Annotated in this window: 21 protein-coding genes and 1 tRNA gene; 8 read left to right on the top strand and 14 right to left on the bottom strand. The window is 36.1% G+C overall.

The features are described 5' to 3' along the window. Window positions 1–137: 137 nt before the first annotated feature. The 8 genes from FJ651_RS07390 to FJ651_RS07355 form a co-directional block, all read right to left on the bottom strand. Window positions 138–2,981: a M16 family metallopeptidase gene (locus tag FJ651_RS07390; protein ID WP_140989870.1), complete on the bottom strand. Its 2,844-nt coding sequence runs from the start codon at window positions 2,979–2,981 to the stop codon at window positions 138–140. A 95-nt stretch (window positions 2,982–3,076) separates the two neighbouring features. Next, window positions 3,077–5,218, bottom strand: coding sequence for a methylmalonyl-CoA mutase (scpA, locus tag FJ651_RS07385; RefSeq protein ID WP_140989869.1), 2,142 nt, complete (start codon window positions 5,216–5,218; stop codon window positions 3,077–3,079). Then, the gene (locus tag FJ651_RS07380; RefSeq protein ID WP_140989868.1) at window positions 5,218–5,862 is read right to left on the bottom strand and encodes a hypothetical protein; all 645 of its coding nucleotides are present in this window, start codon (window positions 5,860–5,862) and stop codon (window positions 5,218–5,220) included. Before FJ651_RS07380 ends, scpA begins: the two co-directional genes overlap by 1 nt. Beyond that, entirely contained in the window at window positions 5,852–7,219 is a 1,368-nt protein-coding gene (locus FJ651_RS07375; protein WP_140989867.1) for a methylmalonyl-CoA mutase subunit beta, read from the bottom strand. Before FJ651_RS07375 ends, FJ651_RS07380 begins: the two co-directional genes overlap by 11 nt. Before the next feature lie 2 nt (window positions 7,220–7,221). Further along, complete coding sequence (locus tag FJ651_RS07370) at window positions 7,222–7,545, bottom strand: FtsB family cell division protein (protein ID WP_140989866.1); 324 nt, start codon at window positions 7,543–7,545, stop codon at window positions 7,222–7,224. Then, window positions 7,532–8,152, bottom strand: a complete 621-nt coding sequence (udk, locus tag FJ651_RS07365; RefSeq protein WP_140989865.1) for a uridine kinase — start codon at window positions 8,150–8,152, stop codon at window positions 7,532–7,534. Before udk ends, FJ651_RS07370 begins: the two co-directional genes overlap by 14 nt. Window positions 8,153–8,204: 52 nt before the next feature. Then, entirely contained in the window at window positions 8,205–8,573 is a 369-nt protein-coding gene (locus tag FJ651_RS07360) for a c-type cytochrome (protein ID WP_246085333.1), read from the bottom strand. A 47-nt stretch (window positions 8,574–8,620) separates the two neighbouring features. Beyond that, window positions 8,621–9,724: a PQQ-dependent sugar dehydrogenase gene (locus FJ651_RS07355; RefSeq protein ID WP_140989864.1), complete on the bottom strand. Its 1,104-nt coding sequence runs from the start codon at window positions 9,722–9,724 to the stop codon at window positions 8,621–8,623. A gap of 241 nt (window positions 9,725–9,965) precedes the next feature. Here FJ651_RS07355 and FJ651_RS07350 point away from each other — a divergent pair. Then, window positions 9,966–10,043: transfer RNA gene (locus tag FJ651_RS07350), tRNA-Pro, on the top strand. A 452-nt stretch (window positions 10,044–10,495) separates the two neighbouring features. On the opposite strand, the gene FJ651_RS07345 is transcribed toward FJ651_RS07350, so the two are convergent. After that, complete coding sequence (locus tag FJ651_RS07345; protein WP_140989863.1) at window positions 10,496–10,969, bottom strand: hypothetical protein; 474 nt, start codon at window positions 10,967–10,969, stop codon at window positions 10,496–10,498. A 140-nt stretch (window positions 10,970–11,109) separates the two neighbouring features. Here FJ651_RS07345 and trxB point away from each other — a divergent pair, with 140 nt between their 5' ends. From trxB to FJ651_RS07325, 4 genes are all read left to right on the top strand, one after another. Next, window positions 11,110–12,090, top strand: a complete 981-nt coding sequence (trxB, locus tag FJ651_RS07340; RefSeq protein ID WP_140989862.1) for a thioredoxin-disulfide reductase — start codon at window positions 11,110–11,112, stop codon at window positions 12,088–12,090. 157 nt (window positions 12,091–12,247) lie between these two features. Beyond that, the gene (locus FJ651_RS07335; RefSeq protein ID WP_140989861.1) at window positions 12,248–12,835 is read left to right on the top strand and encodes a YceI family protein; all 588 of its coding nucleotides are present in this window, start codon (window positions 12,248–12,250) and stop codon (window positions 12,833–12,835) included. A 28-nt stretch (window positions 12,836–12,863) separates the two neighbouring features. After that, a complete protein-coding gene (locus tag FJ651_RS07330; RefSeq protein ID WP_140989860.1) occupies window positions 12,864–14,129 on the top strand; it encodes a TonB-dependent receptor in 1,266 nt (421 codons plus the stop codon). Between the two features lie 96 nt (window positions 14,130–14,225). After that, window positions 14,226–14,828 carry a YceI family protein gene (locus FJ651_RS07325; RefSeq protein WP_140989859.1) on the top strand — a complete coding sequence of 201 codons (603 nt, stop codon included), beginning with the start codon at window positions 14,226–14,228 and terminating at the stop codon, window positions 14,826–14,828. Here the strand turns inward: FJ651_RS07325 and FJ651_RS07320 are convergent. The 5 genes from FJ651_RS07320 to FJ651_RS07300 all read right to left on the bottom strand — a co-directional run bounded on the left by FJ651_RS07320 (window position 14,825) and on the right by FJ651_RS07300 (window position 19,177). Next, window positions 14,825–15,661 carry a GIN domain-containing protein gene (locus tag FJ651_RS07320; protein WP_216746103.1) on the bottom strand — a complete coding sequence of 279 codons (837 nt, stop codon included), beginning with the start codon at window positions 15,659–15,661 and terminating at the stop codon, window positions 14,825–14,827. The genes FJ651_RS07325 and FJ651_RS07320 overlap by 4 nt on opposite strands. A gap of 101 nt (window positions 15,662–15,762) precedes the next feature. Beyond that, the gene (locus tag FJ651_RS07315) at window positions 15,763–16,485 is read right to left on the bottom strand and encodes a head GIN domain-containing protein (protein ID WP_140989857.1); all 723 of its coding nucleotides are present in this window, start codon (window positions 16,483–16,485) and stop codon (window positions 15,763–15,765) included. Between the two features lie 100 nt (window positions 16,486–16,585). Beyond that, window positions 16,586–18,340, bottom strand: coding sequence for a PspC domain-containing protein (locus FJ651_RS07310; protein ID WP_140989856.1), 1,755 nt, complete (start codon window positions 18,338–18,340; stop codon window positions 16,586–16,588). Further along, entirely contained in the window at window positions 18,333–18,677 is a 345-nt protein-coding gene (locus tag FJ651_RS07305) for a PadR family transcriptional regulator (protein ID WP_140989855.1), read from the bottom strand. Before FJ651_RS07305 ends, FJ651_RS07310 begins: the two co-directional genes overlap by 8 nt. Before the next feature lie 53 nt (window positions 18,678–18,730). Then, entirely contained in the window at window positions 18,731–19,177 is a 447-nt protein-coding gene (locus FJ651_RS07300) for a DUF4870 domain-containing protein (RefSeq protein ID WP_140989854.1), read from the bottom strand. Window positions 19,178–19,317: 140 nt separating this feature from the next. On the opposite strand from FJ651_RS07300, the gene FJ651_RS07295 reads away from it, so the two are divergent. The 3 genes from FJ651_RS07295 (at window position 19,318) to FJ651_RS07285 (ending at window position 21,022) form a co-directional block, all read left to right on the top strand. After that, window positions 19,318–19,773 carry a DUF4442 domain-containing protein gene (locus FJ651_RS07295; protein ID WP_140989853.1) on the top strand — a complete coding sequence of 152 codons (456 nt, stop codon included), beginning with the start codon at window positions 19,318–19,320 and terminating at the stop codon, window positions 19,771–19,773. 111 nt (window positions 19,774–19,884) lie between these two features. Next, window positions 19,885–20,685, top strand: coding sequence for a TIGR00266 family protein (locus FJ651_RS07290; RefSeq protein ID WP_140989852.1), 801 nt, complete (start codon window positions 19,885–19,887; stop codon window positions 20,683–20,685). Window positions 20,686–20,824: 139 nt separating this feature from the next. Beyond that, window positions 20,825–21,022 carry a hypothetical protein gene (locus FJ651_RS07285; RefSeq protein ID WP_140989851.1) on the top strand — a complete coding sequence of 66 codons (198 nt, stop codon included), beginning with the start codon at window positions 20,825–20,827 and terminating at the stop codon, window positions 21,020–21,022. The last annotated feature ends 9 nt before the right edge of the window (window positions 21,023–21,031 follow it).

Raw genomic sequence — 21,031 nt, 5'->3', positions numbered from 1 at the left:
AGGTAAAAATACAATTAATTATGAGTTTATAAAACCCAATTTGTTAACAGTTATACAAGGGTTATCATTAAATTAAAACCAATAAAAAAGCAGCGACAAGTTTATTCTCGCTGCTTTCTAAATTATCACACTAAACTTTAATCTTCAGGCATTTGAATGGCTGTAATATAGCCTTTTGTTAAATATTTTTCGGCTACTTTTTGTAGATCGGCTACGGTTAAATTTTCAACATTTTTTTCAAATTCAAGCATGTTGTTAGCATCTTTTTGCTCATAATCACTACCTCTTAACAAACCTAACCAATATCTGTTGGTTTTTAAATCTTCTTTGTGTTTTAGCTTGAGCGATTCTTTAACTTTATTAAGATCAGTTTCTGTTGGACCATCTTTTATGATGAGGTCTAACTCAGCAAGTGCTGCACTTGTAAGTTTATCAACATTTTCGGGTCCGCAAGGGAAGCTGATTGTAAATCTGTACCAACCATATGGAATTTTGCTGATGCTTCCGCCTGCTCCGGCACCGTAAACGCCACCTTCTTCTTCTCTTAATTTTTCAATGAGTTTAATGGTAAGTACTTCGCCTACACTTCTTAGGGCTAAATTTTCTTCAGGACTGTAATCGGTTGGGCCGTTGTAAATGAGTCTCACATTACTTTTTTGGTCTGTTCCGGTTTTAATTACCTTTTTATGACTGCCCGTTAAGGGTCTGTAATCCGGAACGTTGTATGAATGTTCTTTGTTACTGCTTGGTAAACTCGCTAAATAGGTTTCACATAAATCAACCAATTTTGTTTCGTCTAAATTACCTATCAAGTAAAAATGAAATCCGGAGGCATCCGAAAAACGCTCCATATATTTTTGGTGGGCCAAATCGTAATTGGCTTCTTCCCAGCTTTCGGCAGTAGGAAATGGAACGTAGCGCGGATTTCCTTCATTTAGAAACTTACCCAATTCAATTTGAAAAAAGAATTGTGGGTTAGCCAGTAAATTTCCTGCAAACGCCTTTTGTTTATTGACAAAAGACTGAAATGCTTCATCGTCTTTATTTAAAGCTGAAAAATAAAGATGCGTTAGTTGAAACAATTCTTCGAGTGCATCGGGTGTTGAGTTTCCTGAAATATTTTCGCTGTATCCGCCAATTGATGGTCTTACATTCACTATTTTTCCTGACAGTATTTTATTGATATCGTTTATTTTGAAACCATTGACACCTGCTTCGGTTAAGCCGCCATTAGCATTAGCAGTAGCCAGATAATCTTCATCTGAATATAAAGATGTACCACCATATCTGAATGCATCGAACAGTACCTCGTCATTCTTAAAATCGGTAATTTTATAGGTTACTTTTACACCATTACTCAAGGTTATGGTTTTGGTATCTAGTTCATCATTTAAGCTGTAGTCAATAACACTGCCTTTTTTAGGTAATTTGGTAATAAGGCTTTCGGCTACTTCGGCATCTTTGTAAGGTTCAATTTCCATATCATCAATGGCAGCCAGTAGGTCTTTAACTTCTTGTTCAGTTACTTTTTTAAGACCTTCCTTTTCGGGTCCGGTTAAAATAATCACACGATTATCTTCTTTGATGTAATTTTCAATGAGTTGGCTGGCTTCTTCAATTTTAATACCCGGTAGCAATGTCATCATCATGTTGTAATTCCATTCGATACCGGCTATGGGTGTTTGATCTAAATAATTGTTGATATACGCACCAACTATTCTGCCCGATTCTGTTTTGTCTCTGTCTTTATATGCTCTTTCTAAATTGGCAATTAAGTCTTTTTTGGCACGCTCAAACTCGCCTTCAAAAAAACCATGTCTTTTAACGCGTTCGTTTTCAACTAACAATGTTTTTAAAGCTTCTAATTGTTTAGAAGCATCCACAAAGGCACTGGATTGGTAGGCATTTTTATTTCTAGCGAAAGTACCTCCGTAATAAGAAGAACCAAACACAAATGGTGGATTGGGACTATTTCTCAATTCGTCTAATCGGTTATTGATCATTTGCGAAAATAAGGAGCGTACAAGGTTGTCTCTAAAATCTTTAATGGTTTCGGTAGGCTTTTTATTCTCGCGGTCTTTGTACATAATTTGTACATTGGTGAATGATGCCTCAGGATCACTTTCAATTGAAATAAAAGTATCTTCGTGGTTGGGTAAATCGTATTCTTTTCTTTCTCTTGGATTTTTAACAGCGGGGACATCACCAAAATACTCGATGATTTTTGCTTCCAAGGTTTCAACGTCTAAGTCGCCAACCGCAATAACAGCCATTAAATCTGGTCTGTACCAATCCTTGTGATATCTTCTAATAACATCGTAATCAAAGTTTTCGATAATTTCTTTTTTACCTATAGGAAGGCGTTCGGCATAGCGAGACCCATACATCATTTTTGGAAGATAGCGCTGTCTCATTCTTTCGTCGGCGCCTTTGCCAATGCGTAATTCTTCTAAAACTACGCCGCGCTCTTTATCTATTTCTTCATCTTCAAGAAGTGCATTAAATGCCCAGTCTTCTAAAATTTGAAAGCCTTTGTCTAATTTTTCAGGATCATCGCTAGGAATTGGAAGAATGTAAACAGTTTGATCAAAACTGGTATAAGCATTTAAATCGGCTCCAAATTTTACACCAATGCCTTGAAGATAGTCAACTAGTTCATTCTTTTTGAAATTGGTTGTTCCGTTAAAGTTCATATGTTCCATGAAATGCGCCAATCCTTGTTGGTCATCGTCCTCTAGGATCGATCCTGCATTGATAGCTAATCGTAATTCTACCTTGTTTTCAGGTTTGGGATTACTTTGTACGTAATATGTAAGTCCGTTCTCCAATTTCCCGACTTTAACTTTAGGGTCTATTGGAATTTTTTCGGTGAGGTCAATCTTTGCAGCAGAAACAGTGGTGCTTTGTTGTGCTGAAATTTCTGCAAAAATAAGTGTGAACGCACTAAGCAATAGCAGTGCTTTACTTGTGAGGGATTTCATATATTAAAAGTTTTAAAAAGTTGATAATAAATGTAGTAATTATTTTTATACCGAAGACTTTAACGCCTTTTTTTAACATTTATTTTATTTAAAACTTAAAAATTCACCTCATCGATTAATATGTCTAAAATTGAAATTGCAGCTTCGCTAATATTGGTGCCGGGACCAAAAACGGCTACTGCACCGGCATCAAAGAGATATTGATAGTCTTGTTTTGGAATGACACCGCCAACAATAACCATAATGTCATCGCGGCCATATTTTTTAAGTTCTTCAATAACTTGTGGAACCAGTGTTTTGTGTCCTGCCGCAAGCGAAGAAACTCCCAATATATGAACATCGTTTTCTACCGCTTGTTTGGCTGCTTCCTGAGGTGTTTGGAATAGCGGACCAATATCTACATCAAAACCTAAATCGGCGTAGCCGGTAGCCACTACTTTTGCGCCACGATCATGACCATCCTGACCCATTTTGGCAATCATTATTCGGGGTCGTCTACCTTCTTGTTCGGCAAACTTATCGGCCAGTTCGCGAGCTTTTTTAAACAGCGAATCGTCTTTTATTTCTTTACTATACACACCTGAAAAAGATTGAATTTTTGCTTTGTATCTTCCAAATACAGTTTCTAGAGCATCGCTTATTTCGCCCAATGTGGCGCGTTGGCGTGCTGCTTCAACAGCTAAAGCTAATAAATTTTCTTTACCTGATTTAGCGGCTTCGGTTAATTTTGTAAGAGCGACTTTAACTTTGTCGTTATTTCTGGAGGCTTTGAGGTTATTTAATTTTTCAATTTGCTGTAATCTAACGGTTTGGTTGTCTACTTCTAAGGTGTGAATTGGGTCTTCTTCTGCCAATCTGTATTTGTTAACACCCACAATAATATCTTGACCTGAATCTATACGCGCTTGTTTTTTCGCTGCAGCTTCTTCAATTCTCATTTTCGGAATTCCGGCTTCAATAGCTTTTGTCATGCCACCGAGTTCTTCTACTTCCTCGATAAGTTTCCAGGCTTTTTGAGCAATTTGGTGTGTTAGGTTTTCAACATAGTAGCTACCTGCCCAAGGATCGACGGTTTTGGTTATAAAGGTTTCATCTTGAAGATATAACTGAGTGTTTCTGGCAATTCTTGCAGAAAAATCGGTTGGTAGGGCAATGGCTTCATCTAAAGCATTGGTATGTAAACTCTGTGTGCCGCCAAATGCCGCGGCAGCAGCTTCAATGCAGGTTCGGGCCACGTTGTTAAACGGGTCTTGCTCGGTTAAACTCCATCCCGATGTTTGGCTGTGGGTTCTTAAAGCGAGCGATTTTGGATTTTTAGGATTAAATTGTTTTACCAGTTTTGCCCATAGCATTCTGGCAGCTCGCATTTTAGCAATTTCCATAAAATGGTTCATGCCAATGGCCCAAAAGAAAGAAAGTCTTGGAGCAAAGGTATCGATATCCATACCTGCTTCGAGGCCTTTTCTAATGTATTCCAATCCATCGGCCAAGGTATAAGCCAGTTCAATATCGCAGGTGGCACCGGCTTCTTGCATGTGATAACCTGAAATACTAATACTGTTAAACTTTGGCATGTGCTTACTGGTATATTCAAAAATATCTGAAATGATTTTTATGGATGGTGTTGGCGGATAGATATAGGTATTCCGCACCATGAATTCTTTTAAAATATCGTTTTGGATGGTTCCAGAAAGCTGTTCGGGTTTTACGCCTTGTTCTTCGCCGGCAACAATGTAAAATGCCAATATTGGCAAAACGGCGCCATTCATAGTCATAGAAACACTCATTTGATCTAGGGGAATCTGATCAAATAATACCTTCATATCTTCAACAGTATCTATGGCTACGCCAGCTTTACCAACATCTCCCACTACACGCTCGTGGTCTGAGTCGTAACCTCTGTGAGTTGCTAAGTCAAACGCAACCGATAAACCTTTTTGACCTGCGGCCAAATTTCTTCTGTAAAAAGCGTTGCTTTCTTCAGCTGTTGAAAATCCGGCATATTGCCTAATGGTCCAAGGTCTTATTACATGCATGGTGCTGTATGGTCCACGCAAAAATGGTGCAATACCGGCTACATAATTAAGGTGTTCTGCGTTTTCGATATCTGCCTCGGTATATTTACTTTTTACGGCAATACCTTCGGCGGTTTTAAAGTTGGAGGGATTACCGGTTACACCGTTATTACTAACAACAGTGTTTTTAATTTGAATGTGTTGAAGGTCTTTTCGTTTCATTACATTACCATTTTTTGAAGAAATACATCAAAATTAACGTCTTGGAATGGTGTTGTTAAGTTGATGAAAACCGTATGATCATTGCTAGACACGATATAACTGTGTTGAAAGACTTCGGTTTTTTTCTTGGTGTTTTCTATTTTGTAAACCGCTTTAAATATTTGCGGACCACGACTGTCGTCAAATTTGGCTGTAATTTTCGTGAATTTTCTTGGAAGTCCCTTGGCTGCTTCATCTTGATTGGCCCTAATAACAGCAAGTAAGTTAGCTGCCTCTTCTTGATACAGTTGCAAATAAGGTCTTGTATAGATGGAATAGGTAGAACCGGAATCTTTATCGAAATAGATGTAGAAATTACCATCCATCCTTGAACGGGATTTGAACTGATTGACTTCGAAGGCATATTCATCTTTTGTGCCCATTGTTTTTACAAGTTCGAGGTATTCTGCCATGGATGTTCTTTCAAAAATTTCAGGTAAAAACACCTTAATGCCTTCTTTTTCAAGAAAGTGATATTTACCGGGTAGTTCTTCAATATCTTCAGTGGCTCCCCAATTGTTAAACTCTTTTATAGCGTCAACACAAGAATTAAAACTTATGGCAGCGATGATAGTCACTACTAAAATTAACTTTTTACTTTTCATTTTCAAGTCTTTCTTTTTCCAGGTGTTCGGCCAATCTATTTTCAATGATTGGTGCAATAATTGTTTTTACCGGGTTGTACTTTACAAAAGGATATATATCCAGATTGTTTTTTACAGTTTCGTCTTTTTTGGGTTGTTTGTTGGCACCCAACAATACCAAAGCACCTTCATTGAATAGCGCCTGCTCTTTATTGGCGCTATCTTTTATTTTTTTCTGAATTGTACCATTTTTAAGTTGTTCTAACAGTCCTCCGGCTTGCTCAATTTCTTTCAAAAGATTTAAAGCTTTTTCAGCCAGTTGATGCGTAATGTCATTAATATAGTAGTTACCTTCAACAATATTTTCAACTTTATCAAAATAACTTTCGTGTTTTAGAATGAGTAGTTGATTTCTGGCAATTCGGCTTCCAAATTCATTGTCTTTATGATAAATGGCGTCATAAGGTAAATTACACACAACATCTGCACCACCTAATATGGCACTCATGCATTCTGTAGTAGTGCGCAACATATTGTTATTGTAATCGTAAATACTTTTATTTCGTTTACTTGGGGTTGCAATGACTTTGCAATTTATATTCACATTGAACTCAGAGGCGACCGTGCTCCAAAGTAATTTTAATGCTCTTATTTTTGCAATCTCAAAAAAGTAATTGCTTCCTACGGCTACCTTAAAGACAATTTTTAATTGCTGCTTTATAGGCTTTTCTAATTTTGAATCGAGATCATTGAGATACTCACAGGCTTGAGCCATACCATAAGCTAGTTGTTGTGTAATATTGGCACCGGCATTTTGATAATGTTCTAAATCTATGGTAAGGCACTCACTGTTTTGTACAATACCTGAAAACGCTTCCATATCTGTTTTTAAATTGGTATACCAGTTACCCGATACCGATAAGTGATGTATAACATCGTTTACAACAATTATTTCTTTAAGAATTTCATAGGGAATGTTTTTAATGTAGTCATCTGCTAAAAATTTAAAATTAGTAATGATGTTTACATCACTTGGATTGATGTTTTCAAGTAATTCGGTTATCGATACATTGTAATTATCAATTGAAAAAATAATACTTTCGGCACCGCGATTAATAGCTTCTAATGCTTTTTTATTGGCGCTTTTGGCTGTTTTGGCATAAATGTGCTGGCCAATGAGCCACGGTTGCGTTGGTATGTTTAAATTTTTGGGATTTGAAATGTCGTCAGGATGGTAGAAAGGCTTTACGTCAATACCTTCCAGGGTTTTCCAAATAAGTGTCTGATTGTAATCAGCACCTTTTAAATCTACTTGTATTTGCTGTTTCCACTGTGCTGCGGTTACTTCGGGAAACATTTCAAAGAGACGGTTTGTCATAACTATTTATTTTTAACGATGCTATCTTCGTATTCTATGATGTAGATATCTTCGTTCTCTTTTTTCATATAATATTTTTCTCTGGCCAGTTTTTCAATACCATCATCGGTTGAGAGTTGTTTGATGATTTTTTTATCGGCTTCCATTTCCCTGAGATAGTAGTTTTTCTCTTTTTCCAATTCGTTAATTTCCTTGTTTAATTCTCTGTGAATTAGATAGGAGTTGGCATCAAAAAACAACATCCAAATTAAAAATATCAATAAAATCAAAACAAATGGTTTCTTAAGAATGCTTAGAAATTTTGTTGTGTTTTTATTTGTGGTCATAAACTAACCTTTCGTTAATAATGGTTTTAACAATATCTACGGCAACGGTATTATATTTATTATTTGGTATAATAATGTCTGCATATTCTTTAGTAGGTTCTATGAATTGCTGATGCATTGGTTTTAGGGTGTTTTGGTAACGGGCTAAAACTTCGTCTATATCTCTTCCACGTTCGTTAATGTCTCTTTTTAGTCTTCTAATTAAGCGCTCATCGCTATCGGCATGCACATAAATTTTTATATCGAACAGATTTCTTAATTCAGGGTGTGTTAAAATCAAAATGCCTTCAACAATCATAACTTTTCTGGGGTGTGTTAAAATAACATCACCGGTACGATTATGTTTTATAAATGAATATACGGGCTGTTCTATAGTTTGGCCGTTTCTTAGCTGAATAAGGTGCTGTTCCAGCAATTCAAAATCAATAGATCGCGGATGGTCGAAGTTAATGGCAACGCGTTCCTCAAAGCTTAAATGCGAGGTGTCTTTGTAATAAGAATCTTGTGAAATAACACCAACTTCGCCCGACGGAAGTTCGTTTAGAATTTGATTAACAACCGTTGTTTTGCCGCATCCTGTGCCGCCGGCAATTCCAATAATTAGCATTTTTAACTCTTTAAATTCACTTTTGCAAATTTAGTGATTTGCACTGTGTTAATTATGGTTTGATCTTTGAAATATCGGACTTGGCGTAAAATTCGCCATAATCGTTGCCCCATGAATTATTGATGTAATTCATAACATCGGCTACTTCTTGGTCTGATAAGCCCATTGGAGACATAACGCTATTGTAGGTTTTGCCATTTACCAGTATCTCGCCCGACATGCCGTATTTAACTGCCTTAATGCTTTCAATTTGTTTGTTTTTTAAATAATCGGAATTTGCCAAAGGCGGAAAAATGGCTCCGGCACCTTCGCCGTCGGCCATGTGGCAACTTATGCAAAAGTCGTTGTAAATAAGTTTGCCTTCTTCCATACTTTCGGCTAGGTTAGCGCTAACTTTTTTAGGAGTGTTTTGGCAATTCATGTTTAAACCTAAAAACATTGCACCAATGACAATTGTATATTTTAATCTCATTTTTGAAGCAATTTAACAATACCTACATTTTCAACACCAACATATATATAGCCATCTGGACCTTGAACTACGGTTCTGATGCGTCCCAAACCATCTAATAAGCGTTCTTCTTTTACCACTTTGTTGTTCTCAATGGTGCATTTGTCTAGGTATTCAAATTTTAAGGAGCCTACCAACAAATCGCCTTCCCATCCGGGATATTTATCACTTGAAATAAAAGCCATACCGCTAGGGGCGATGGACGGATCCCAATAATGCAAAGGCTGTTCCATGCCATCCATTTCTGTAAACTCGGTAAAAGATGTACCATTGTAGTTAATGCCATAGCTAATTACAGGCCATCCATAATTTTTACCTGCGGCAATAATATTGATTTCGTCACCACCTCGCGGACCGTGTTCATGTGTCCAGATTTCTCCTGTTTGAGGGTGTACAGCCATGCCTTGCGTATTTCTGTGTCCGTAAGAGTAGATGGCTTTAACGGCGTTGGGTTCATTATAAAACGGATTGTCTTCCGGGATGCGACCGTCGTCATAAATGCGGTAAATTTTACCGTTGTCTCTGGTAATATCTTGCGGATTCACATCGCGTTCACCGCGATCGCCAATACTGAAATAGAGATAGCCTTGCGCGTCGAATGCTAGTCTTGAACCGTAATGCTGACCTTTTTTGGTGTCTGGAGTAGCTTTGTACAAGACCTCTTGATTTGTTAAGGTATTGCCTTCCAGTTTGGCACGCATTACTGTAGTATTGCCGCCGTCATCAGGGTTATCTGAAGAGGCATAAGTTATATAAATCCAACCATTGTCGGTGTAGTCTGGGTGTAGTAAAATATCCATTAATCCGCCTTGACCACGCACATAAATTTCAGGCAAACCTGCTATTTCGGTTTTATTGCCGTTTTTGTATGTGTATAGTTTTCCGGCTTTTTCACCGTATAATATTGAACCGTCAGGTAAGAATGCAATACCCCACGGAATTTGTAGTTCGGGTACAACAACTTCGTGAGTGTTATTGGTGTTAACAGGGTTTTTATCCTGAGCACATGACAGAAAGAAAATTAATAATAATACTAGTGGAGATTTGAATGTGAGTTGCATAATACATCTATTTTACGAGGCTTAAAATTAATTATAATAATTGTCTTAATGCCTATAAAAAGGTATATATTTGCAGCCTGAAATTTTTGTGGGGTAGTCCCGAATAAATTTGGGAACAACTTTGCCCGGTAATCGCGTCACGCCTAAGGCGTGAAGGTCGCAGGTTAGATGGTTTATATATAACTGAGACGATGGAAGGGAAAGAAAAATTTATAAAAGTTTCCGAGAAACTTTAAAAACTCGGGGTGTAGCGTAGCCCGGTTATCGCGCCTGCTTTGGGAGCAGGAGGTCGCAGGTTCGAATCCTGCCACCCCGACCAACAAAATCCTTTTCACGTAGTGGAAGGGATTTTTAATTTCAAAAAACATGAGCTTGCTCAAATGTTTTTTGAAATTAAAAATAACTTAAAGCGGAGCTTTTAAAGGGTTTTGTTGAGCACCGACCACCCTTCAGGATCACGCAGTAATCCTGCAATTAAACTGTTGAGCTTTCTAATAAAAGTTTAAAAACAAAAAATACCATAAAGCCGAGCTTTAAAGGATTTTGGTGAGCATCGACCCTATTATAGGATCATGATAGTAATCCTCCTATTGAAAACATGAGCTTGCTCAATTTTTTTAATAAAAATCTATAAAGCGGTTCTTAAAGGTATATCGGTTTTTATTCCTAAATATGAGAACTGATAACTTTCAAAAATTAAACAAATAAAAAATATTGACACCTATTAGGTCTTAGTATTTCTTAAGTAAAAAAAGTTGATTAAGTCTATATTTACTCAATCCGTCTATAATTTTCAGAATAAATTCTATAACCTTCATCGTCGGTAACAATCTGAGAGTAGCTGTCTTTTTCAAGTTTTAATTGGTAAAAAAACTGATCTGAGTTAGAGATGAGGTTTTGCATAGCCGCTGAACCGTATTTTATTGTTTCAGACAAAGTAGAATCGGTTTGAACGTAGGTTCCAAATCCGTGCCATTCGTCGTTTCCGTGGGGCACTTTTTTACTCCACATAAAATGATTTTTGGTGTACAATTTAATTTGTGTTTGCTCATCGTCAGATTCAAAAGTGTCTACAGCTACATTTCCTTGGTAATTGTGATAGCTAACCAATTCCCATGTGCCTTCTAATGATAATGGAGTGTTTTCGAATGAGGTATCGGTTGTTATTTCCGTTTTTGCCTGTTGATCTTGGCATGATATAAACAAACATGCACAGATTATAAGTAAAGATAGCTTTAGTTTCATGTTGTAAGTTTTAAAATTCAGTAGAAAAGATACAAAAAAAAAGTGAATTATAGATAGAATGGGATTTGCGGTCTTTTAATGCTTTTAACGTAAGTTTTGTTCTAAAAATTCTACTTTTGTATTGAAATAAAATTTTAGATATGAGCGATTCAATTGAAAGAGTAAAATGTTTAATAATAGGTTCGGGACCGGCAGGTTATACAGCGGCCATTTACGCAGCCAGAGCAAATATGTTTCCTGTGTTGTATCAGGGTGAACAACCGGGCGGACAATTAACAACCACCAACGAGGTTGAAAACTTCCCAGGTTATCCCGATGGTATTACAGGACCCGAAATGATGATAGAACTACAAAAACAAGCCGAAAGGTTTGGTGCAGATGTAAGACATGGCTGGGTTACAAAGGTTGATTTTTCAGGTGATATTCATAAGGCATGGATTAATAATGAGAAGGAAATTCATTCAGACACCATCATTATTTCTACCGGGGCATCGGCTATGTATCTTGGTTTACCATCCGAGCAAAAATATTTAAAACTAGGCGGAGGTGTTTCGGCTTGTGCTATTTGCGACGGATTTTTCTATCGTAATCAGGAAGTAGTTATTGTTGGCGCAGGTGATTCTGCCTGTGAAGAAGCACACTATCTTTCAAAATTGTGTTCTAAAGTTACCATGCTTGTAAGAAGAGATGAATTTAGAGCTAGTAAAATTATGCAAGATCGTGTGAAAAACACCAAAAACATCGAAATTCTGTACAATACAGAAACCGAAGAAGTTTTAGGCGACGGCCAGGTAGTAACCGGTGTTAGGGTAAAAAATAAAATTACCGGAGCATTGACAGACATTCCTGCTACCGGGTTTTTCGTGGCTATTGGTCACAAACCCAATACCGATATTTTTAAAGATTATTTAGAACTGGACAAAACCGGATACATCATTAATAAACCGGGAAGTGCCAAAACCAACATCCCGGGCGTGTTTGTCTCTGGTGATGCAGCCGATCACATTTATAGACAGGCTATTACAGCAGCCGGAACAGGTTGTATGGCGGCATTAGACGCTGAGCGCTATTTGGCGGCCAAAGACAGCACTTTTGAGGTGAGCACTTCTACCTACAATTAACAGTTTTTACCTTTTTTAATATAGCCGAAAGTCGTTCTTTCGGCTTTTTTTATTTGTAATTGCTTGTTTCTTAGTGTTAAGTTAAGAGTCATGATAATTATCATAATTCAAATTGATAGTTTGATTGAATTTTGTCGCAGAATTAAACATTACAACCATGATCAAATTAAACTTTAAAAGAATCGCAAATTATACCACCTCAATTTTTGTGCTGGTATTAATGTTTGCACAAACAATAACTGCACAGAATTTTAAACTTGATAAAAATAATTCAAGTTTACTGGTGTTAGGAACTTCTAATGTGCACGACTGGGAAGTTAAAGCCGAAAACCAAGAAGGTAATTTAGTTTTAAATTCAGACCAAGGCATAAAAAATCTTCAAATTATAATTGAAGCTGAAGGGTTAAAAAGCGGAAAGTCCGGTATGGACAAAAACACTTATAAGGCCTTAAACACCAAAACTCATAAAAATATCGAGTTTAAGTATACCGGTACTACTGCTACCGAAAAAAATAGCAACGGTTCTTATAAGTTGTCAATTCAAGGTGAACTCAAAATTAATGGTGTTACTAAAGTAGTTCCAATGAGCTTAGATGTTAATGTATCAGATAATCAAGTAACACTTAACGGAAAGAAAACTATCAAAATGACCGATTTTGAAGTGGAGCCTCCAACAGCCCTTCTTGGTACCATCAAGACAGGCGATGAAGTCACTATTTCATTTAACTCAAAATTTAATAAATAAAAAAACCAATAACTAAAATCAAACAATTATGAAAACACAATTAAAAATTACTGTATTACTTTTATCCCTGTCTGTGTTTTTTACCTCTTTTGGACAAAGTAAAAGAGACTTAGATAACTACAGACAACCAGACCAACGTGGTATTAACGTCTTTGAAGCGCCAAAAGATTCGATCAGTACTTTTGACGGTATTAACGTTAGAATTGGTGGACAGTCAACTCTTCAATTTCAGGCTTTAGATCACGAAAATTCAGGTGCGGTTGCACTTAAAGAAATAGGTTATAACTTTAACTTGGCTACTGCTAACTTAGATTTAGATGTGGCATTGGCGAAAGGCGTTAGAATGCACCTAAGAACTTATTTGTCTTCACGTCACCACCCGGAACCTTATGTAAAAGGCGGCTACATTCAAATCGATAATTTAGATTTTGTAAGCGAAGGCTTTATGAGTGGTTTTATGAAATATGCCACTTTAAAAGTTGGACATATGGAAAACAACTATGGAGATGCTCATTTTAGACGTAGCGATAACGCTCAAGCTTTATATAACCCATTTGTAGGTAACCTTATTATGGACGCCTTTACAACTGAGGTTGGTGCTGAACTTTACTATAGACGTAATGGCTTTATTGGTATGGTAGGCTTTACCAATGGTAAATTGAACCAAGCTGTATCAAACCCTGATACCGGTGGTGCATCATTTTTGGCTAAATTAGGTTACGACAAACAACTTAATGACGATTTGAGATTTAGATTAACCGGTTCTCTTTATAATACAGGTGCAGTACAAACGTCTTATTTATACAGTGCCGATAGAGCTGGTTCAAGATATTATCTGGTTTTAGAAAATGAAGATGCCAACCCAACAAACCAATTTAGATCTGGACGCTATAATCCTAATTTAAGAAATAAAATCACAGCTGTAATGATTAACCCATTCGTGAAATATAGAGGATTAGAGTTTTTTGGAACTTTTGAAAATGCAACAGGTAGAGCCAATAACGAATTAGAAGATAGAACTGCCACTCAATTGGCCGGTGAACTTATATACAGATTTGGTCAAAACGAAAAATTCTATGTAGGTACCAGATATAACAAGGTAGATTCAGAAGAAGCCAATGGAGATGATATTGAAATTACTAGATTTAACTTATCTGCCGGTTGGTTCTTAACCAAAAATATTCTTGCCAAATTTGAATATGTTTCTCAAAAACACGATGGTTACAATGCTAACAGCATTTTTAACGATGGTAAATTTGATGGTATAATGCTCGAAACAGTTATTAGTTTCTAGTACTAATCATAACAAGTCTCAAACTTTGTTCTCATTAAATGAGCATAGTTTGAGACTTTTTTCTTAACTTTATTAAGTTTCTCTAATAAGCTAATTATGAAAACCCTTAAAATTCAAATCGCACTGCTGTTACTTTATCCGGTTCTCAGTTCATTTATTAAGGGCAATGCCTATGATACCGGAGAAGCTTTAATTAAATTAATGCCGGATAGTACCTTGGAAATTCAAGGTAAAACAAACGTTAATAAATTTAACTGCATTTTTGAAATCACCAATATTGACGATCCTTTAAAAGTAAATTTTCAAGAATCAGAAAATGCCTTAAAGTTTAGAAACACTCAATTATTGTTAGATAACGACTGTTTTGACTGCGGTAATAATATGATGAATAAAGATTTGAGAAAATTGCTTAAATCTGATGAGTTTCCTCATATTAAACTGGGATTGGTTGAGGTGCATAAAACTTCTCAAAAAAATCAGGCCATGGCCGAGGTTGATATTTCGTTAGCTGGTAATACCAAGCGATATTTGGTGCCGGTAAATGTTTCAGGTGCTAACCAATTATCTTATAGTGGCAGCATGGATTTAGATATCAACGATTTTGAACTTGAAGCTCCAAAAAAATTAATGGGAGCAGTAAAAGTTTCGAATATCATAAAAATAGTATTCGATCTTAAAGTTGCTTCACTTCCAAATTAAAATTCTTTTTTAAGCAATTTCGCCGAGCCTAAAAACTTGTTAAGTGTTATTGCAGCATTTCCATAAAGATAGACTTCTGTTTTGTCGGAAGCTTCAATTATTATTGTTTTGGCTACATTAACAACAGCTGTACTGCCACCTTCCAGACTTAAGGTACAATCATCAATATTTAAATTTTTACCGCTAAAACTTGAAGAGTTGTCTATTCTTAATTGAGCTGACTTCACAAAGCCCTCAATAGATAAGTCTGCTCTTTGATATAAATCTGCCTTAAAATTATTAGTAGTGTAGAGTGCTTCAATTTTAGAGTTGTCATTTATAATCAATTCGGCATTTTCGGACACTACATTAAGTCTCGAGCGCGATTTATCGGCAGCAGTATAGTTAAAGTTTTTAGTTCTAATATTAAGATATGCTTTCGAATTACCTGTTGTTTTGAGTGTTAAATTTTCAATTTCTAAGGTAGACAGTGATCTTATTTCAGCATCACCGTTAACTTCAATTTCTTCAAGCTTGCTGCTGTAGTTGACAGTGATTTGTAATTTTTTAGAACCGGTTATTTGTTGGGTTGTTTCAAAGTTTAAAACACCATCAGTCACTTCAAATTTAATGACTTCATGCAAATTGTCATCAGCTTCAATTTCAACAGAGGTTTTACTGTTAAAAACAATTTCGACAGGTAAGTTATCAGCAATTATAATTTTGCTAAACTCATCTATGTAAGTCTGCTCAATGGTAACAATTCTGCTGCCTTTAATTTTTTCTTTGTTTTGCGCAGTAGTTGTAAATACCAAAGCAAGAAAAAGGATAAGTGTGTAAGTAATTTTATTCATTAGTAAACACATATTAGTTATAACAAATATATGCAAAAACCATCCCAAACTTTACAACAAGTTTGAAATGGTTTGATAATGAAATAACTAATATTTAAAATTTATTCTTTACCTGGCTTAATTGATCCTGAAACTGCTTCGGATTTGATAACATTTTCTGGATTTCCGTAATACCTAATATCTCCTCCACTAGTAGCGCTGAGTTCAATTGATTGGGTTGCATTAACTTTAATGTCTGCACCGCTAGTCACGCTAACCACCGCATTTTTGGAGCTTAAGTTCATGGTATTGATATCAGCACCACTGGTGGCTTTTAGGTTAATTGTAGTTGCAATTCCTTTAAGTTTTAAATCGGCACCGCTAGTTGCTGAGCCACTTAAATTTTCGGCTTCAATAGATAAATTAACATCACAGCCGCTGGTAGCTTCAATATCTACGCTATTAAAAATTAAAGTGCCATTGGCTCTAAGGTCGCTGCCACTGGTGCTTTTAATGGTCTCTAAATCTTTAAAAGATACCATCACTTTTTTTGATTTTGCGTAACCAATATTTTTTGTGGTGGAAATTTTAAGTACACCGTTTTCAACTTCAGTAGTGATAATGTCGTGCAAATTCTCATCGGCTTGCACTTTTATAGATTCGACATCATCTTGAGTTAAGATTACATCTAATCCATTACTGGTATGGATGCCTGTGAATGATGATGAGACTTCTCTTTCCTGAGTTTTTACATTGCCATCACCGGTGACTCCCTGTATGAAATTGCAAGACAAGAATAATAGGGTTAACATGGCAGAAACGGTCATTTTTACTAAGGTTGTCATAATGAATTGATTTTGATTGATTGTTCGGTACAAATTGATGAATTATAATTTTTATACAGAAAGAATTGCGACTCAAGTGTCAAATTTCTTCACTGAATTGTTAATTGTTTTTTGATTTGATCTCAACTCCTTTTTCGTTGATGTTCACCTTGATGTTTTTAGATTCGCCTTTAACGCCTTCCGAATTTATTTCCAAAGCAGCGTCATCAGCGTTTATCTTTACACCACTGCTATCTAGTTGAATTCCTTCTTTTTCGTTTGAAATTTTGATGTCTATATTATAGGTGTCATCTTCGCAGTCCAGACATTTAATGCCATTGTTGATAATTTGAAGATGTTTATTTTCAAATCCATTGTCTAAAATATCACCGTAGCTGCTCGTATTGCTGTGATAAGTATAAGTGTTGTCATCGGCATTTAGAATGCTGCCTTCAGGAAGATATAACTCAACTTCAACCTTTTGGTTACGGTACTTATTATCCATTTCGGTTAAGAAATAGCCATCAAGATTTAAAATGTTATCAACTAATATATATTCATAATTTATATTTCCTGCACGCTCTTTGGCTGCTGCGTGGCTTCGGCCATCGGCAATTTTTGTAATGCTTATGTAGGCCAATGAATCTTTGGTTGATTTTACTACAAGTCTTACGTTCCTGCTAAAAATTTGTTGTGTATCGTTTTCATCATAAACAATATCAAAACCTGTATTTCTTCTAAGGCTTTTACTAAAATTGGCATTGCCTTGCATTTTTACGTACAATGTATCACCTGTGGTTACAGCTAATTCATGTTTACTTGTAGTATTAGCTTCGAAAGCAATTTCGTTAGCCTGTAATATTCCAACGGCAATTAAACCTAAAAGTGAAATAATCCAAATGCCCAACAACGAAAATTTAGCGATGTTTCCGATAGATTTTAAGTTGTTAATGAGAATCTTAAGCCCCAAATAGAACAAAAAGAAAAACGGAATACCAACGATGAAAAATGCCATTAATGCTGTAAGCCAAAATGGAATAATGTTCACTGCTGAAGCTTCAATAAAGTCGAATACAGGTAAATTGATGGCATTGGTAAATCCAAATCCAAATAACCCAATTACCAAACCAATGATGGTGATGGCACCGATTAGAATGAGTATAACCCCAATAAATTTAGCAAATATGGTTAACAATACCATAAAAATATCTCCCAAGGTATCAAAAAACGATTTTGAGCTGGATTTGACTTTGCTTCCATATTTTTGGTAATCAACATTTTTAACCGAATCGGCAACGTTATCGAAACCTTTTTTAATTTTCTTTTCTATGTTGCTAATGTTCACTTCTTCACCTTTCATCATTAGTTTATCGGTGGTGGTTTTAGCCTCAGGCACTAAAATCCAGAATAGAATATAAATAAGAATGAAAGAACCTCCAGAACCCAGCGCTAAAAGAATCCAGAACAGTCTTAACCAAACTGCATCAATAGCTAAATAATGCGCCAATCCCGCAGAAACGCCGCCAATATAAGAGTTATCAGTATCTCTAAATAATTTTTTGATGGGTCTGCTTGGATTTTGGGGTTGTGGTTCATCTTCAAAAATTTCTTCGTCCACCAGATAATCTTCGGGTTGTCCCATGATACCTATCACCTTATCAACCAATTTAGAAGACACCACTTGTCTGTCGGTTTGAAGATTTTCGGTAAAAAGTTCTGCAATACGGGCTTCAATATCGGTAATGATTTCGTCTCTGCCTTGCGAATCGGTAAAAGAGCGTTTAATAGCATCTATATACCTTTGTAACTTAAGGTAGGCATCTTCATCAATATGAAAAAATATACCGGCAAGATTTATGTTAACTGTTTTATTCATTGTTTTTGTTTTTATGGCGTGTTACGGTGTTGACTGCGTGTTGTAGTTCGCTCCAGGTGTTATCGAGTTCTTTTAAAAACAGTTTACCGGTTTCGGTAAGACCGTAGTATTTGCGCGGCGGACCCGAAGTGGATTCTTCCCACCTGTAATTGAGTAATCCGGCATTTTTTAACCGTGTTAAAAGCGGATAGATAGTGCCTTCAACTACAAGCAATTTTGCGTCTTTCAAGGTTTCAAGAATTTCGGCTACGTAGGCATCTTCGTCTTTTAAAACCGATAAGATGCAAAATTCAAGAACACCTTTGCGCATTTGAGCTTTTGTGTTTTCTATCTTCATTTGTTAATTTGTTTTAAAAATGTTACTGTTCATTTTTTTTGATTGATTGATGATTATTTAATAAAGTTGATTGTAAACGGGTATTGATAGTATTTGCCGTCTCTGGCTGCCAGGCTGGCCACGATGATTAAAATAATTTCTACTATAAAGGCTATAATACCCAAAACTCCGAGTCCGCCCGCCAAAGCTAAAAAGGCTGAAGGTTTTTTAAAGACCAAATGAAAATCTGGGAAATTTCCAAAATTGAAAAAATCAAATCCACCAAAGAAGCTCCATAATATAAACGGAATGCTAATGGCGCCTAATATGAGTGCATAAATTAAAAGACTAATTTGAAAATTTATAATTTGCTTACCGTGGTAGTCAAGAAACTTAGACTTTTCTTTATGTAAAATCCACATCACTACCGGCCCGAGAAAATTCCCAAAAGGCACAATAAATCTGCTGAATGTAGACAAATGAATGAACGTGGCGATGTTTTTTTGATGTTGGTCTAACATGATTTCAAAAGTATATAATAGTTTCTTATGCAAATATATATCCAAAAGAAGGTACATTGCAATACCTAGTACTAATATTTAACATATAATTAACAAATAGAATCCTATAAATATTCATTAATTTTAGCGAAACAAAACATATGAATATTTCTCCCAACAAACTCAACTGGTATTTGCTATTTAATTTACCGTCTGCATACCTGTGTGGTGTAAGAACAAGATATCTCGATGATGTGAAATGCGTTGTTACGGTCAAACACAAATGGATTAACAAAAATCCGTTTAAATCTATGTTCTGGGCAGTTCAAGGTATGGCTGCAGAACTTACTACAGGTGCGCTGGTGATGCAGAAAATTATGCAAAGCAGAAAAAATATCTCAATGCTGGTGGCAAATAATAATGCTACCTTTACTAAAAAGGCCACCGGTAGAATTACCTTTATATGCGAAGACGGTTCACAGTTAGATAAGGCCATTGCCCACACAATTTCAACCGGTGAAGGTTGTACTGTTTGGATGCAGGCCACTGGAACCAATGCCGATGGTATTGAGGTGTCTAAGTTTAATTTTGAATGGACGCTCAAATTGAAAAGTTAAAAATTGGGCGACTTATTGTAACATTTTCACACTTCTTTTATCTAATTAATTACCAAATACCAAAATCCAAATACCAAAATCCAAATACCAGAAACATTAAACCCTTATATTATGTCTGCACACGATATAGACTATCAAATCAATGGAGAAGAGATGCAATTTGTGGAAATTGAATTAGATCCGCAAGAAGCTGTTGTTGCCGAAGCCGGTAATTTTATGATGATGGAAGATGGTATTCAAATGGATACCATTTTTGGCGATGGTTCTCAAAAGGATTCCGGGTTATTAGGTAAGTTACTTGGTGCAGGAAAACGCGTTTTAACCGGCGAAAGTTTGTTCATGACCATGTTTTACAATACCGAATTACGCAAACGCAAGGTGTCGTTTGCAGCACCGTATCCCGGTAAAATAATCCCGATTGATTTAACTGAGTACAACGGTAAATTTATTTGTCAGAAAGAAGCATTTTTATGCGCGGCCAAAGGTGTGAACATCGGTATTGAATTTTCCAGAAAATTAGGACGAGGTTTATTTGGTGGTGAAGGCTTTATCATGCAAAAATTAGAAGGTAATGGCATGGCGTTCATTCATGCCGGTGGTACCATTACCAGCAGAGAATTACAATCTGGCGAAAGTCTTAGAGTTGATACCGGCTGTTTGGTAGGTTTTACTCAAACTGTAAATTATGATATACAATTTGTAGGTGGAATTAAGAACGCCATGTTTGGTGGTGAAGGTTTGTTTTTTGCAAGACTCACCGGACCGGGAAAGATTTATATTCAGTCGCTACCATTTAGCCGACTGGCCGGAAGGGTTTTTGCCGCAGCACCACAGGCTGGCGGTAAACAAAAAGGGGAAGGTAGTATTTTAGGCGGCTTAGGTAATTTATTAGATGGTGATAATCGTTTCTAAATTATCAATTTAACATAATAGGCTGTTAAATATTATTGATATCACAATAATAATGTCGCTAAATTGTTTATTTTTGATAAAATTTAAATTAATGCTTATACAATAGAATTACGCTTTACTAATTAAAATTGTAATATTTATGGCCAGAGCAATGTTTGAATACACCAAGACGGTTCTTGAAAAAGTAAGTTTTGATGCAAGTTTGTTTTGCAAAGAAGTTCAAAAAGCAATGCGGCGATTACTGCCTTACGAAATCGAAGAGTTGCGACTATTTATTCAGTCACTCATACTCAGAAATCCGGAATTGAACCAATGTTTAATCTATTTGAAAAAGTAATAAGAGCGA

It is taken from the genome of Paucihalobacter ruber (assembly GCF_006494535.1).
Taxonomy (GTDB): Bacteria; Bacteroidota; Bacteroidia; order Flavobacteriales; family Flavobacteriaceae; genus Paucihalobacter; species Paucihalobacter ruber.
Note: the sequence above shows the minus strand (reverse complement) of the source record. Positions and strands in the feature narration are given on the sequence as shown.

What these genes read in the sequence shown, in the direction of transcription:
- FJ651_RS07380 (WP_140989868.1), bottom strand. Translation starts at nt 5,862, where the DNA reads ATGAAAAGTAAAAAGTTAATTTTAGTAGTGACTATCATCGCTGCCATA.
- FJ651_RS07300 (WP_140989854.1), bottom strand. Translation starts at nt 19,177, where the DNA reads ATGTTAGACCAACATCAAAAAAACATCGCCACGTTCATTCATTTGTCT.
- trxB (WP_140989862.1), top strand. Translation starts at nt 11,110, where the DNA reads ATGAGCGATTCAATTGAAAGAGTAAAATGTTTAATAATAGGTTCGGGA.
- FJ651_RS07315 (WP_140989857.1), bottom strand. Translation starts at nt 16,485, where the DNA reads ATGACAACCTTAGTAAAAATGACCGTTTCTGCCATGTTAACCCTATTA.
- FJ651_RS07310 (WP_140989856.1), bottom strand. Translation starts at nt 18,340, where the DNA reads ATGAATAAAACAGTTAACATAAATCTTGCCGGTATATTTTTTCATATT.
- FJ651_RS07370 (WP_140989866.1), bottom strand. Translation starts at nt 7,545, where the DNA reads ATGACCACAAATAAAAACACAACAAAATTTCTAAGCATTCTTAAGAAA.
- FJ651_RS07335 (WP_140989861.1), top strand. Translation starts at nt 12,248, where the DNA reads ATGATCAAATTAAACTTTAAAAGAATCGCAAATTATACCACCTCAATT.
- FJ651_RS07285 (WP_140989851.1), top strand. Translation starts at nt 20,825, where the DNA reads ATGGCCAGAGCAATGTTTGAATACACCAAGACGGTTCTTGAAAAAGTA.
- FJ651_RS07330 (WP_140989860.1), top strand. Translation starts at nt 12,864, where the DNA reads ATGAAAACACAATTAAAAATTACTGTATTACTTTTATCCCTGTCTGTG.
- FJ651_RS07320 (WP_216746103.1), bottom strand. Translation starts at nt 15,661, where the DNA reads ATGAATAAAATTACTTACACACTTATCCTTTTTCTTGCTTTGGTATTT.
- FJ651_RS07355 (WP_140989864.1), bottom strand. Translation starts at nt 9,724, where the DNA reads ATGCAACTCACATTCAAATCTCCACTAGTATTATTATTAATTTTCTTT.
- FJ651_RS07360 (WP_246085333.1), bottom strand. Translation starts at nt 8,573, where the DNA reads ATGAATTGCCAAAACACTCCTAAAAAAGTTAGCGCTAACCTAGCCGAA.
- FJ651_RS07305 (WP_140989855.1), bottom strand. Translation starts at nt 18,677, where the DNA reads ATGAAGATAGAAAACACAAAAGCTCAAATGCGCAAAGGTGTTCTTGAA.
- FJ651_RS07375 (WP_140989867.1), bottom strand. Translation starts at nt 7,219, where the DNA reads ATGACAAACCGTCTCTTTGAAATGTTTCCCGAAGTAACCGCAGCACAG.
- FJ651_RS07345 (WP_140989863.1), bottom strand. Translation starts at nt 10,969, where the DNA reads ATGAAACTAAAGCTATCTTTACTTATAATCTGTGCATGTTTGTTTATA.
- FJ651_RS07290 (WP_140989852.1), top strand. Translation starts at nt 19,885, where the DNA reads ATGTCTGCACACGATATAGACTATCAAATCAATGGAGAAGAGATGCAA.
- FJ651_RS07295 (WP_140989853.1), top strand. Translation starts at nt 19,318, where the DNA reads ATGAATATTTCTCCCAACAAACTCAACTGGTATTTGCTATTTAATTTA.
- FJ651_RS07390 (WP_140989870.1), bottom strand. Translation starts at nt 2,981, where the DNA reads ATGAAATCCCTCACAAGTAAAGCACTGCTATTGCTTAGTGCGTTCACA.
- scpA (WP_140989869.1), bottom strand. Translation starts at nt 5,218, where the DNA reads ATGAAACGAAAAGACCTTCAACACATTCAAATTAAAAACACTGTTGTT.
- udk (WP_140989865.1), bottom strand. Translation starts at nt 8,152, where the DNA reads ATGCTAATTATTGGAATTGCCGGCGGCACAGGATGCGGCAAAACAACG.
- FJ651_RS07325 (WP_140989859.1), top strand. Translation starts at nt 14,226, where the DNA reads ATGAAAACCCTTAAAATTCAAATCGCACTGCTGTTACTTTATCCGGTT.